The sequence below is a fragment of the Clostridium algoriphilum genome (assembly GCF_020443705.1).
Lineage (GTDB): Bacteria > Bacillota > Clostridia > Clostridiales > Clostridiaceae > Clostridium_AD > Clostridium_AD algoriphilum.
The window spans coordinates 1-14,469 of the sequence record NZ_JAIZZK010000009.1 but is presented as its reverse complement, the minus strand read 5'-3'; the positions used below and the strand labels follow the sequence as shown (position 1 = coordinate 14,469).

The window sequence follows — 14,469 nt, the reverse complement described above, 5'->3', positions numbered from 1 at the left end:
AACATATATATTTTGTGTTTATATAACCAAAAATATGTATATTATTAATAGCATTCATCAAAATCCCACTCATATAATTCACAGTATATTTATCCATTTAATAATAAAAAGTAAATGGCATTAGTAAATATCTTACTAATGCCATAATCTAAAACTATATCTAATTTTTTATTGCCTAATTTCTGTTTATTAATTAATCTGCTATACTTTCGATTAAAAGAAGAATTCAAAAAAATGCTATTTTGAACTTATATAGGTTTTATTGACAAATATTTAGGGTAGATCTATAATGTATACTATAATACGATTTTAGTCTAAACGACTAAAATTAAGAAAGGTTAAATGGTACAAAAATGAAAACTAACAAAGAACAAATAATAAGAGAAACAATAATTGAATCAGCATCGCTCCTTTTCAAAAAGTGGGGTTTGAAAAAAACATCAATGGAAGATATAGCTAAATCAGCTGGAAAAGGGAAAAGCACCATCTACTATTACTACCCCAATAAAGAAGAAATTTTTCTTATTGTAATGGAAAGACTTGCTAAAGGTATAGTAAAAAGCTCAAAGGAAGTTATAAACAAAGAAAAAAAAGCAGAAGATAAGCTTAGAAAATATCTACTTGAATATAGTTCTGAAATAAAAAAATATGCTGATTTATATGATATTATACGATATGAAATAAAAGAGGATGTTGAACTGAAAACCAAAATAAGGACTAGCTATGACACGGAAGAAAACGAATTAATTAAGGATATAATTAGATATGGAATTTTGAATAAAGAGTTTAAACCGTATACTGAAGATGAAGTTAAAGCAATTTCTAGTACTATTTTAAACATTGCAAGAAGTATGCTGTTCGATTTGTATATTGAAAATCTACCTTTCGATGGCGAAAATAGGATGACTATATTTTTGGAAGTATTATTTCATGGGGTGAAAAGACAAGAAATTAATGATGTTAACTCTAATAAAGCTCATTAGTTGAAAGTAGAAATACTCCAATAAATTTTTGTGGAGTATCTTCAGACTTTAAAAGATAATGATAACTTTAGTGGACTTTAGGCGCTGAAAAATAGAACAATGTATTACTATAAAACAAAAAAAAGGACTGATAAACATGAAGAAAGCATTATTTATAAATATGTGCGGTCAAGGACACTTTAACCCTACTCTAGGTCTAGTTAAAGAATTAATAAATAGAGGAGAACAGGTTACTTATATTGCCGGTGAAGAATTTAAAAATAAAATAGAAAAGACAGGAGCTACGTTTAAAGGTTATAAAAAATCATATGATGTGCAAAATTTATTTAATGGAAGCTTAAATTCAGAAAATAATGAACCACTATTAAAAGTCATTGGTACATTTAAAGAAATAATTGAAACTTTATTTAATTTAAATGAAAAATTTGATTTCATTATTTATGATTCAGCATTTATGCTAGGTAATGAAGTAGGAAGAATATTAAAAATACCTGCAATTTGTTCTATTACTACTTTTGCAGCAAACAAAAGAACAAATTGTTTATCAACGCAAATTAAAAGATTTGGACCTAATATACAAAAACTTCTAAATTCTTTAGAGTATAAAAATTTCGTTAAATGTCTTAAAGAAGAATATGGTATAAAGTGTCCTAGTATAGTTAATGCAGTTTCTGCAAAAGGCATGATTAATATTGTATATACCTCTAAATATTTTCAACTTTGTGGTGAAAGTTTTGATGAAAGCTATAAGTTCATTGGCCCATCAATAGTAGCTCGAAAGGAAGATATGAGCTTTTCTTTGGAAACTAATGAAAAGAAGAAAGTTATTTATATATCTTTAGGTACTATATTTAATAATTCTATTGAGTTTTATGAAAATTGCTTTAAAGCTTTTGATAATATGGATGTAAAGATTATTATGTCTGTAGGTAAAAACATAGATATTAATGCATTTAAATCTATTCCATCAAATTTTATTATTCATAATTATGTATCTCAACTCGAAGTTTTAAAAATTGCAGATGTGTTTATTACCCATGGTGGAATGAACAGTACAAATGAAGCATTGTATTATTATGTTCCATTAATTCTTATTCCTCAATTCATCGATCAGCCTTCTGTGGCTAATAGAGTAGCTGAACTTGGCGCAGGTATTGTTATTGAAAAAGATAATGTTACTCCAGAGGTGTTGAAGCAGTCAGTAGTTAATATTCTTTCAAACAATAATTTTAAAACAAGCAGTGAAAAGATTGGGAAATCGCTCAGAGACGCAGGAGGATATAAAAAAGGTGTTGATGAAATACTTAATTTAAGTTTTGTATATGAAGAAGTTGCTTGTGACAGTGACAGTGATAGTGAAAATAAAGAATAAATTACATATATTAAATACATTTAATTTTAGGGGGATTTTTTATGAAGAAAAAATTAATTATATCTTTACTTAGTGTGGTGTTAATATTTATCGATACAAGTTATATAAATGTAGATGCTACTCCTTTAACCATCAATTCTGTTAACTATGGTAATACTACTGATGTTTCTGGAGGTTTAAAAACAGCTTATGAAATCAGAAAAGAAATAGAAGATGCTTTAAGATTTCAAGTAAAAATAGATGTAAATTGGAATGATTTAAAAGTAGAAAAGGATATGGACTTGTATAAGTCTAAAGGAAAAGCTGTTGGAAAACCTGGTGACATATTAATTTCAGTAACTGATGATAAAAATACAGATATAAATGCAATTATGATGGGTTCAATTACTACTCATGCTGCTATGGTAGATTCAGACCCCCAAAAAGTTCTTGAAGTCTACCAGAACAATGTTGAAAACCGTGCAAATGATTGGAGAACTAGATATAAAAAAATTCTTGTTCTACGTCCAAAGACTAATGAAGAAACCATTAACGGTGCCATTAAATATGGACATACTAAATTGGGTACACACTTTAACTTTGATTTTTTCAATAAAACTACAACTAAACAATTTTATTGTTCACAATTTGTATGGAGATGTTACTTTAACAATGGCCTAGATTTGGACAGAAATGGTGGACGAGCTGTTTTCCCATATGATCTTATAAGCGATAAAGCTACAATTGTTTATAAACAAGGAGAGTAATCATTTAAAAAGTAATGATCTAGAAACAAAAAAATTAAACCTAACATTTTTCATAAAAGATAGACTTTATGAAAATGTTAAGTTTAATAATATTATTATAAATTTTTTCCATTCGTTGAAATTACATTTTTGTACCAGTAAAAGCTTTTCTTTCTTATACGGCCTAAATCTTTCAAATCAAACTCATCTCTGTTAACATAAACAAATCCATAACGTTTTTGGAATCCTTGATGTGTGCTAACAAGATCTATGGCTGACCAAGGACAATACCCTATTAATTTCACACCATCAGTAATTGCGAGTTGTGCTTGTTCAATATGTTTACGTAAGAAGTCAATACGATAATCATCATTGACAACATTGCCCTCTTCTAATTTATCAAAGGCACCTAAACCATTTTCAGTTACTAGTAGAGGTAAATTATATCTTTCGTTTAACTCACGTAAGGTAATACGAAATCCAACTGGATCAATATCCCACCCAAATTCTGTTTTTGGCAAATTTGAGTTAGAAGCTCCACGATATACCCCTGACTCCCCAAGTACAATTTGTTGATCACCTGTAGATAATTTATCAGTACCATCGTTTTTACTTTCAGCTACAGTTGCTGTACAGTAGTAGTTGAAGGCAATAAAGTCTGGCTTAGCTTCACTTAAAATCTCCATGTCGCCAGGTTCAATTGTTGGGGTATAACCTTTTTCCTCCATAAAACTCCATGCTACTGTATTATAACGTCCCAATACCGCCATATCCAAGTATAACCAGTTACGAATTGATGACCAATTATTAGCTGCTAACACATCCTCTGGTTTTGAACTATCTGGATAAATACTTGTAATGTTTGGCGCTGGTCCAATTTTTGCATTAGGACACATAACATGACAAAGTTTTATTACCTTCGCTTGTGCAAGAAGCATATGATGATTTTGATTATATAATTCTTTTTCTAGATTTTCTACTTCTGAGTTAACTATCCCAAGGAGTGACCCATGTATAATCATCATATTTTGTTCATTTATAGTTAGCCAGTATTTAACCCTGTCACCATAACTTTCAAACAATGTCTTTCCATAGTTTTCAAAGGCATCAATGGTTTCTCTATTAGACCAACCACCTTTTAACTGCAATACCTGAGGCAAGTCAAAATGGTACATTGTAATAATGGGTTCTATATTATGTGCCAACAATTCATTAATTAAGTTATTATAAAATTCAATACCTTTCTGGTTAATTTCTCCTGTACCTTTTGGAAAAATTCTAGTCCAAGCAATTGAAAAACGATACACTTTAAATCCCATTTCAGCGAGTAATGCGATGTCCTCTTTGTAATGATGGTAATGATCACTAGTTACTTTAAAATCTGCAGTACTTTCAGGATGATTCCCCATATCCATAACCGATGGTCCCTTCCCATCTTCATTCCATGCACCTTCTACTTGATAAGCTGATGTTGATGCCCCCCAAAGGAAATCCTTTGGAAATGGTTTAAGTTTTTTGTGATACATATAAATTCCACCTTTCGTTTTTAGAAATACTATCTACTTAATTTCTTTATAAAATCATAAACATCTGTAGTTTTTATCAAATCATTTTTTGAAAATGCCCTATCTACTATTTGAGTAGTCATATTAACTTTAATATTTACAGGTTGTGGTCCACCATTCTTTTGCAAATCTACTAAAAACATTTTATATTTTTCTTGCTGAGCCCCTGTAAACCCACAGTCATTATAATCAAGAAAATTAGATGAAACAGTATAATTTATTGTAAAATTTTCATTATTTCCTGTCACAATCAATTTGAATAATTTCATTTCAATACCTCTCCTTCATATAGCCTATTTATACATCCAAAGTGTTGTGTTCGCCTTCGTGATTGCTTGCGATTATTTCTTGTTCTAACTTAACATTAATAGCATCTTGTTTCATAAAGAATGGGAAATAGGCAGCACATGACCATATAATAATTAATGCTTGCCACACTGCACCCTTCCAACCTTGGAGAATAAAACCCGATACTATTGGGGGAGTTGTCCATGGAACTTCTACTGCAGAGAAAGGATGTAAGATCCCAAATTTTATTAAGAAATAAGTTCCTACTGCTGAACCAAGTGGTACTATTACAAAAGGTATAAACATAAAAGGATTCATAACTATTGGGAATCCAAAGGTAACCGGTTCGTTAATATTAAATATGCCTGGGATTAATGCTAATTTACCTAAAGTTTTTGACTGTCCTGATCTTCCTTTTACAACCATTGCAAGTACAAGTCCTAAGGTTATTCCAGAGCCTGTCATAATGACAAAGCTATTTAAAAACTGAGCAGTTACTATATGAGCTCCATTTGCCATAGTTAAAGCTTGGCCACTTTGAATAATTGCTTGATTAGCTAACCCATTTGCAGTCAATAATCCTAACATTACACCAGAAACAATTATTGAACCATGCACACCAAACCACCATAATAGAGGAATAGCTGCTCCAATAACTATAGCTCCTCCTAGAGAGTCTGTTGCACCTTGTAATGGAATTTGTAATACTTTATATATCCATTCAATAAAGGTTGTATTAAGCCCATATTTGAAGAAAATATAAACAACCATAGTTCCTACCATAATTACTGCTCCTGGTATTAAAGCTGTAAATTGATTAACAACACCTTGAGGTACTCCTTCTGGCATTTTGATTGTAATCTTCTTAGTCAAGAACCAAGAATATACTGCACCGACAATTAAACCAACTATAATAGCCGTAACCATTCCTTGACCACCTGTCCATGTCTTATCAATTACGTTTGTTACTACTACACTTTTATTGTTAATTAAAGTAGTAGCCGTAGAATTGTTAATACCTAAAAATGCTACCAATGCTAAGATTGCAGCAGTTAATGGTTCATGACCTTCATTTTTTGTATAAGCATATGCTATACCCATGGTAGCTGCAATTGCCATAATTTGAAAGGATACTCCATAAATTTGCATTAGTGGCATTGTCCACTGATCACCTAAAATGCTTGTAACCCAATCATTAAAAGGTTTATAAGGAATTTGTGCAAGCAACAAGAAAATAGATCCTACTAAACTTAAAGGTAGCGTATACATAATTCCATCCTTTAATGCAATAACGCCTTTGAGATTAACAAATTTCATTACCGCTGGTATTACTTTATCTATTAACTTTTCATTTTCCATAATATAGTCCCCCCTATGTTATTAATAATTATATATATTTAAGATTTTCTCCTCTTTCTTCTATTATCTTTTTATACCAATAACCAGACAATTTTATCTTTCTATTTAAATTATCTTTATGATCTACATATATAAATCCATATTGTTTTTTGTAACCATTTAACCAGCTCAACAAATCAGTTGAAGACCATGCATAATATCCTTTAAGATTTATACCTTGTTCTATAGCCTTTTTGATAGCTATTAAATGTTCTTCAATATATTTTATTCTAGGAACATCTACAACTTCATCTTGGATTATTAGATCTTCATCACCTAACCCATTTTCTGTAATATATATTTTTATGTCACCATAACTTGCTTTGAACATTTTTAGTCCTTCTAAAAATGCATCTGGCGCAATTTCCCAACCCCATTTTGTATACTTTTTATCATCCATTTTTACACTTTTATACACACCATCAAAGGATATATTACCAGGGGCTCCTGTGGAATTCTCTCTTGAGGACTCTTTTAAATTATCAGCAATAATGTTTCTCATAACCCTTTGAGGTTGATAATAATTTAAACCAATAAAATCATTATCATCTGCAGAGGTTTTTATAACATTTAGTTCCTCTTGTGTCCACTCTGGAGTTAAATTATTTTCAGTTAGGTATTTGATAACGTACTGTGGATATTCACCTTTTAATACAGGATCATAATACCAAGCTATTCCATATTGGTTTGCATGGTATGCTGCGAACTCATTATCTGGATTGTTATCTATACTAAAGGCAGGGCTAAAAACATGAGTTATTCCTATTTCGCCAAACTGCCTTAAATTTTTATAAGCAACTACTGCTTTAGCATGCGCAGTAATAACATTATGTGAAGCTTGAAAGTATTTTTTTAAATCATTTTTAATGCCTGGCGGATGTGCTCCTGCTATATAGCCCAGACTACAAAAGACAATTGTTTCATTAAAGGTAATCCAATGCTTAACCCTATCTCCGAAAGCTTTATAACATACATTAGCATATTTAACAAAAGCATCAACAGTTCTCTTATTAATCCAACCACCACATTCTTCTAGTACCTGTGGTAAATCCCAATGATATAGAGTAACGAAAGGAACAATTCCATACTTTAAACATTCGTCAATAAGTTTATTATAAAACTCTAACCCCTTCTGATTAATTTCACCATCTCCGTCTGGAATTATCCTTGCCCAAGATATTGAGAATCTATAGGATTCAAGTCCCATTTCAGCCATAAGTTTTACATCTTCTTTGTATCTATGATAATGGTCTACTGACACATCTCCATTTGTACCTTTAAATGTTTTGCCAGGAATTTTGGAAAACACATCCCAATTAGAAATGCCCTTACCATCCTCATTCCACGCACCTTCTACTTGATATGAAGCCGATGCAGCTCCAAAAAGGAAATCATTTGGAAATTTCATAATTACATCCCTCGCTTTTATTATACTTGTAAATATAATTGAGTTAATTTAGCACAATAGGTATAATTAATTAAAGTACCTCTTTATGTTAATTATTATATAGTGCCACGCTCATGTCACCGTTAATTGTAACTAGAGGTGCTTTTAATTACTTATCAATTAATTTAAGTGCACTTTCTAATACTTTTGCGCCATTCATCATGCCATAATCTACAGAAGCAATTACAGCAACTGGAATTCCTAGTGCACCACATGTTTTTTTTGCTTTTGGTAGTACATATCTTATTTGTGGTCCAAGTAGTGCTACCTCAACTCCATCTAGATGTTTTGACATTTGAGCTTCTGGAAATGCCTCAATTTCTACTTCTAAGCCCTTTGCCTTTGCTGCCTTTTCCATTTTTGTAACTAGTAAACTAGTTGACATACCTGCTGCACAGAATAACGCTATTTTAATCATAATATTACCTCCCATAAATGTTTATTATTTAATTCTCATATATCTTTTTTAATTTTCTTTAATACCTAATAGAGGATTTATAACCTTTCTTAATTCGATAATCTCACTAATTAAGTTTTTTTCTGATATAGAAGTCATCAAATGGTCTTGTGCATGTACAAATAAAAGTGAAACTTGGAGACTTTCACCTGCAGCTTCTTTTTGTAATAATGAAGATTGTATTTTATGAGTTTTATCAATCATTTCATTTGCTTTCTCGAGTAATGCATCTGCTTCCTCATATTTTCCTTCCTTTGCCTTTTCGAGTGCTTCGTATGCAAAAGATCTTGTTTCACCCGAGTTTATAATAAGATCCATTACTGTTTGTTCAATTTCCATTTTTGTCCCTCCTTATATTTTAGTTTATAAAATTATTATATTTAAGTTGTTACACTTTCTATATAGCAACTTGCGTGCCAAAACACTAAAAGATTGATTAGCACATGTAAACGGTTCAAGCAATGTAGTGTTTTATATAAGTGTTTTAAATTTCCACTAGTGTTTCAATTACGTTTTATATAGTGTTTCTATATAAAACGTAAAATGCCACATAGTATTACTTAGGTCTGTGGTATATAATTGTAAGAAAATGGGGGTTAAAAGAATGAACAGAAAGGAAACCATATACACATATCTATTAGAACAACCTGAAGAGGTAGGCGTTGATGCTCAAAGCGTATCAGCAATTTTGAATATTAGTAGAGCGAATGTTAGCCATGAACTTAATAACTTATGCAAAGAAGGTAAGGTATATAAATCTTCTGGACGGCCTGTTCTATTCTTTATAGCAAAAGATCAAAACACTATAGTTAAAAAATCAAAACTAGATGAATTGGTTAAAAATAATATAAGTTTAAAAACTGCAGTTGAACAAGTGAAAGCAGCAATACTATACCCACCTAATGGAATGAACTGTTTAATTCTCGGCGATACTGGTGTTGGAAAATCTATGTTCGCTTCTTTAATGTATGAATATGCCAAAGAAATGAAAGTTAAGAAAGAAGGTTCTCCCTTTATTGCATTTAATTGTGCTGATTATAGCAATAATCCACAGTTACTTACATCACAACTTTTTGGTGTGAAGAAAGGCACCTATACTGGAGCTGAAACAGACAAGGTTGGATTAATTGAAAAAGCAAATGGAGGAATACTTTTCCTAGATGAAATACATAGACTTCCACCAGAAGGTCAAGAATCACTTTTTACTTTTCTCGATACTGGCTTATTTAGACGAATGGGTGAATTTGAAAGTAGAAAATCAGATGCATTAATTATTTCTGCAACTACAGAAAATCCAAATTCAGCCTTATTAAAAACATTTACTAGAAGGATTCCTATGCTAATAACAATTCCAACCCTCAAGAATAGAACGTTAGAGGAGCGCTTTTTCATTATAAAGAGTTTTTTTAAGCAGGAAAGTATTCGGTTGAATAGAGATATTCATGTATCATTAAACACAATTAGAGCATTTTTATCATATGATTGTCCAAATAATATTGGTCAACTAAAAAGTGATGTGCAACTTGTTTGTGCAAAGGCTTACTCCGAATTTCTAACAAATATAAAATATGATGTAAGGATAAACAGTAGTAGTCTTCCAAATTATATTAAAGTAGGGCTATATAAAGAAAAGGAACATAGAATCATGTGGAATAAACTTGTAAGTGAAGATATTGAGTACTTTAAATTTTCTAGTTCAGTTGACTTCACATCCTATGAATGTAATCAAGAGAATAATAGTATTTATGAAATTATTGAGCAAAAATTAGAAGAATTAAAAGCAAAAGGTGTTTCTGAAATTAATATTGAAAATATGTTAGAAAAAGATATAACCAAATATTTTCAAAAATATATTATTGGGATTTCAGAAGATATTAACAAAAAAAACTTACTTAATATACTAGGTAAAGATATATTAGATTGTGTTGATAAAGTAACTTATACTATAGTTAACGAATTAAAAACTACATTAAATAATAACACATACACTGCATTGGCTTTACATATAGATACCTTAATTAAAAGAATAGGTACTAATAAAACCATTGTTAACCCTCAATTAATTAAGCTAAAATTGTTATATCCTACTGAATTTAAGGTAGCACTTAAAGCTAAAAAAATAATTGAGGATTTTGTACACCATGAAATTCCTGAGGATGAAGCAGGCTATTTGACTATATTTTTAGTTCCAGAAGATCAATACAATCATAAGTTCTTGGAAAAGGTTAAAATAATACTCATAGCTCATGGTGAATCAACGGCAACTTCCATGTCAGATGTTGCCAATAAGCTTTTAGGTGAAAGCTATGTAATCGGTATTAATGCTCCTATAGAAATCAGCCCGTTGAGAGTGTTAGATAATCTAAGAAAAATAGTTAAAGAAAATTTCAGCACTAGTGGCTTCCTATTACTCGTTGATATGGGTTCACTAACAACTTTTGGCGAAATAATAGAGAAAGAATTAAATGTTCCAGTAAAGGTTATATCTCTAGTTTCTACGCTACATGTATTAGTAGCCGCTAGAAAAGCATTACTTGGACTCTCTTTAGATGATATTTACAAAGAAGTTCTTTCTGTAAATTCTTACATGGAACTAAATAGGAATATAAAAGAACCAGAAAATGATAAAAAGAAAATAGCAATAATAACAGCCTGTTTAACTGGAGAGGGTGGATCTGTGGCAATTAAAAGCTTCATTATCAATAACCTTAAGCTTGATAAGAACATATTTGAAGTTATACCACTTAACTGCTTAGACATGAAATACTTTAAACAACAGTTAAAAAAGATACAGGAAGAAAAGGAAATTTTATTTATTGTTACCTCCTTCCCAGTTGAATTAAATATAAGGCAATATAGCATGTTCGATGTAATAAGTATGAAAGTAGTTAAAGAACTTCAGGAAACTATCGATACAAAAACTACACTTCTTAAAATGAGATTGATTCTTAAAGAAAATATTGATAATTTAGATGGGAATGTGCTTTACGCTGACTTAACTCAGTTGTTCAATACAATAGCCACAAATCTATCCATTGAATTAACAGATGAAAATCTAATAGGCTTAATTCTTCATTTAGCCTTTACAATTAGTAGACTTAAAAAGGGAGAAACCCCAATAGAGTATCCTTATAAAGAAAAAATGATGAATAAGCATAAACAAATATATGAAGCTATTAAAGAGCAAATTGTTATCTTATGCAATAAATATTCTATTGACATAAGAGATGATGAAATATGTTATATAATTAATATTTTAGTTGGTAATGAGCTAGTATAGTGTTGCAACCTCATTTTTAATTGGATTGGAGGTTCCCATTAATAATCATTTTAGGTTACATGAGATACTTTAAAATCAAACTTATTTTAAGGTATCTCTATAAACCCGTTAAATTAATCAAAAATATTCTTCCACCTCACAACCTTTATAACAATTTATAACTAAATAATTACAGAGCCGTAATAAAAGAGGCTTGAATTGTATCTAATGCTTTATATTAAATCTCTACAACATATAACTCAACATAAACAAATAGAGCTAGCAGATAATATTTATCCACTAACTCTATAACTTTATTAAGCTACCGCAACTATATTAGTATCAGTAGTAACTACTTTAGCATCTTTCTTGCCAATTAAAGCACCATTAGTTGATATAAATATATTCTTTGCAATTACTAAATCCATAAGAGCATTTACCTCTTCTTCCACAACAATTGCAGCTCCAGTTTCATCTGATACCTGAGAACATATATTAGGAAGTTTGAAAAATATTCGAAAAGTTTTAGTAGACCTTGATTAGCATTATATTAGAACCAAACTTATAAGTTAATTAACGAAGTATTTGAGCTTCTTTTAAAGAATTATCCAATATTTTTATTAGTTTTGGACTTACACTCCAATAATATCCATTACTATTCATCATTATACCATTATTGCCATCTTGCCAAAATGAACCCCCATAGGTAATATTAGTTTGTATCATTAGTTTTTTATACCTATTATTGGCTTCTTTAAGAGGAAAACTAACTGATTCTATTTTATAAATTCTTTCCATTTTTGCTGCTTCTTGAGTTAGCTCCAAAACTAGTTGAGGATTTGTAATAATATAGCTGTTATCTTTGGTGTTAATTAATACATCTTTCAACTCATTTTTAGAAATATTAAATTTCCATATTGAAATATGTGTTTGAGAATAAAATAAAAATCCTGTGAAAATTAAGACTATTATAATTATTATGGATATTCTCAATTTTACTTTATTTTTCATTTTCTCACTCCAATTAATTTTTTTTATATTAGACCTACGTGGAAGTCTGAACAATTTTATCCCCAATAATTACTAAATAATTCGGTAATTGGATTAAAATTTAATAACTAAAAAAAATAAAAATGAAATGGTACAGTAATTTACAAATAAATTCTGCACCATTTATATAATTATATTGATAATCTTAAAATGTAAAGTATGTATTACCTAGGAATACTATTGATGATATCTCCTCTTGAAATTTTAATTATTAAATATTTATTTTTATGTTTTATTTTTTATCTGTCACCAACCAAAACATTTATTACTCCAGTTGAATGATCTGAAAATTTAAAGTCAAGCGTATGGCTTAAGTTAAGCTTTAAATCTCCACTAGTGTTAGTAACCCTAATTCCTGGTTTTGTAGTTAAACTCGAAGTAGCTCCCGCAGAGGGAGCAGCAAACTTCCATTTACCATATTTAGCGCCTTTATTACTTAGGTCAGTAATTTTAAAACCACTACTGTCAAATATCCAGCCTACAGTAGGCACTATACCAGCTAAGCCAACACTAACCTTAGTAGATGAAGTTGAAGTTGGCCCCCAGTCGAGAAGTTGTTGACTAGTATCTGCAACATCTAATGTTGTTATTTCTTCATTTAGACGATCGGTAGTAGAGGTATTACGCTGTACTTGGGAATTTGCTTTGATATCCCAAATAGATCCGATTGTACCGTTAATAGAAGCGGTAGTTGATTTTCTACTAAATTCAATAGAATCTGACATTGTAGCTACAAGTAAGTCTTTACCAAATAAAAGAGATCTATAAAAAGACCAATTGTAAGTTCGTACATACTGACCAGTACCCTGAACAGCGCTAGACGACACTGTGTTAACATCATCATTAGATACTATCTTTTTAAAAACATCATTTATATTATTACTATCATTATTAGAAAAATAATATGTTTCATAATTAATACCATTTTTAATTTCTTTAGATATAGCAACTAATTCATTTCCTTGCTTTTCAACTAACATATCTGTCTTTATTGGTTTTCCATTATTATGTACTACAACTTTTGATTTAGATATATTCATTCTATTAATGATTTCAGTTTTTATTTTTGCAAAAGTAGAGTCTTTAGATCTATCTTCATTCCACTCATTAACAATCACCTCTTTAAATCCTTTAGATTTTAATTCTTGTTGTTGGCTCTTTCCATCTTCAGCAAATATTACACTTGTAGAAAGTAAAGAAAAAGATAAAACTAGTATAATTAATTTTAAAAATTTCATTATCGCACCTCTTTTTTTGTTTTTTCGACATGTTGTGTCACAGAATGCTATTATATTATATATAATACCATATTTTTCTATTACTCTCAACTAAAAAATGGTTATTTTTCCATTAACATCTTTTCAATTATTAATTTATCATACGTTCTAAGTAGACCACAGTATAGGTTTCTAAAATCTTAATGTCGTATGAAAATTAAATCGTGAGAGTTTTCCCAGAGAGAAGGTGTAAAGAAATATGAATAAACAATTCAATATTGAAATGAACATTTAAAATTATAAATAAAAATAAGCCTCGGATTGCTCCAACGCTTTAAATTTGGACTATTTTTAAGTGCAGTGTTTATAAATCAGCATTTTATTCTAATGTCCACTAACTAATTTTTTAATATAACCTACTAATCCATCAGGTTTTTGCCCTCCAAAATAAGTCCACTCTAATAAATCATCAAGTTCTATAGCAATCGGTGATAAGGCTAACCAATACAAGCTATACCTTAAACATATTAAACCTTCCACATTTAAAAACCTGTGGCTATAATTCCAAATTTCCAATCCTAAAGCTCGTAGCAATAAGATAGTGTTAACTAACTTATGAAAAAACAGGAATGTAAATATTAGGGTTTTAATTGCACGTTGAAAAGTGAAAAAATACTTTGAAGAAATACAATGCAGTTTTGTTTGTAG

Annotated in this window: 14 protein-coding genes; 4 read left to right on the top strand and 10 right to left on the bottom strand. The window is 30.0% G+C overall.

Going from position 1 to position 14,469, the window contains the following annotated elements; all coding sequences use genetic code 11:
• Window positions 1-353: 353 nt before the first annotated feature.
• The 3 genes from LGK95_RS08735 to LGK95_RS08725 all read left to right on the top strand — a co-directional run bounded on the left by LGK95_RS08735 (window position 354) and on the right by LGK95_RS08725 (window position 3,101).
• On the top strand, window positions 354-983 hold the full coding sequence (locus LGK95_RS08735) for a TetR/AcrR family transcriptional regulator (RefSeq protein ID WP_226124180.1): 630 nt from the start codon (window positions 354-356) through the stop codon (window positions 981-983).
• A gap of 136 nt (window positions 984-1,119) precedes the next feature.
• Entirely contained in the window at window positions 1,120-2,355 is a 1,236-nt protein-coding gene (locus LGK95_RS08730; protein ID WP_226124179.1) for a macrolide family glycosyltransferase, read from the top strand.
• Between the two features lie 41 nt (window positions 2,356-2,396).
• A complete protein-coding gene (locus tag LGK95_RS08725) occupies window positions 2,397-3,101 on the top strand; it encodes a YiiX/YebB-like N1pC/P60 family cysteine hydrolase (protein ID WP_226124178.1) in 705 nt (234 codons plus the stop codon).
• A gap of 95 nt (window positions 3,102-3,196) precedes the next feature.
• Here the strand turns inward: LGK95_RS08725 and LGK95_RS08720 are convergent, their stop codons facing one another.
• From LGK95_RS08720 to LGK95_RS08695, 6 genes are all read right to left on the bottom strand, one after another.
• The gene (locus tag LGK95_RS08720) at window positions 3,197-4,606 is read right to left on the bottom strand and encodes a glycoside hydrolase family 1 protein (RefSeq protein WP_226124177.1); all 1,410 of its coding nucleotides are present in this window, start codon (window positions 4,604-4,606) and stop codon (window positions 3,197-3,199) included.
• Between the two features lie 29 nt (window positions 4,607-4,635).
• Window positions 4,636-4,914, bottom strand: coding sequence for a hypothetical protein (locus LGK95_RS08715; RefSeq protein WP_226124175.1), 279 nt, complete (start codon window positions 4,912-4,914; stop codon window positions 4,636-4,638).
• Between the two features lie 28 nt (window positions 4,915-4,942).
• Entirely contained in the window at window positions 4,943-6,292 is a 1,350-nt protein-coding gene (locus LGK95_RS08710) for a PTS sugar transporter subunit IIC (RefSeq protein WP_226124173.1), read from the bottom strand.
• Window positions 6,293-6,320: 28 nt separating this feature from the next.
• Window positions 6,321-7,739, bottom strand: coding sequence for a GH1 family beta-glucosidase (locus LGK95_RS08705; RefSeq protein WP_226124171.1), 1,419 nt, complete (start codon window positions 7,737-7,739; stop codon window positions 6,321-6,323).
• Between the two features lie 148 nt (window positions 7,740-7,887).
• Window positions 7,888-8,196, bottom strand: a complete 309-nt coding sequence (locus tag LGK95_RS08700) for a PTS sugar transporter subunit IIB (protein WP_226124169.1) — start codon at window positions 8,194-8,196, stop codon at window positions 7,888-7,890.
• Between the two features lie 48 nt (window positions 8,197-8,244).
• On the bottom strand, window positions 8,245-8,574 hold the full coding sequence (locus tag LGK95_RS08695) for a PTS lactose/cellobiose transporter subunit IIA (RefSeq protein ID WP_226124168.1): 330 nt from the start codon (window positions 8,572-8,574) through the stop codon (window positions 8,245-8,247).
• A 265-nt stretch (window positions 8,575-8,839) separates the two neighbouring features.
• On the opposite strand from LGK95_RS08695, the gene LGK95_RS08690 reads away from it, so the two are divergent.
• Window positions 8,840-11,515 carry a sigma 54-interacting transcriptional regulator gene (locus LGK95_RS08690; protein ID WP_226124165.1) on the top strand — a complete coding sequence of 892 codons (2,676 nt, stop codon included), beginning with the start codon at window positions 8,840-8,842 and terminating at the stop codon, window positions 11,513-11,515.
• Between the two features lie 296 nt (window positions 11,516-11,811).
• Here LGK95_RS08690 and LGK95_RS08685 read toward each other — a convergent pair whose 3' ends face one another.
• The 4 genes from LGK95_RS08685 to LGK95_RS08670 all read right to left on the bottom strand — a co-directional run.
• The gene (locus tag LGK95_RS08685) at window positions 11,812-11,946 is read right to left on the bottom strand and encodes a DUF2922 domain-containing protein (RefSeq protein ID WP_226124163.1); all 135 of its coding nucleotides are present in this window, start codon (window positions 11,944-11,946) and stop codon (window positions 11,812-11,814) included.
• A 121-nt stretch (window positions 11,947-12,067) separates the two neighbouring features.
• Window positions 12,068-12,505: a hypothetical protein gene (locus LGK95_RS08680; RefSeq protein ID WP_226124161.1), complete on the bottom strand. Its 438-nt coding sequence runs from the start codon at window positions 12,503-12,505 to the stop codon at window positions 12,068-12,070.
• Between the two features lie 278 nt (window positions 12,506-12,783).
• A complete protein-coding gene (locus LGK95_RS08675; RefSeq protein ID WP_226124159.1) occupies window positions 12,784-13,782 on the bottom strand; it encodes a hypothetical protein in 999 nt (332 codons plus the stop codon).
• Window positions 13,783-14,145: 363 nt separating this feature from the next.
• Window positions 14,146-14,469: putative ABC transporter permease (locus tag LGK95_RS08670; protein WP_226124157.1), on the bottom strand; the 324-nt coding region annotated here is incomplete at its 5' end.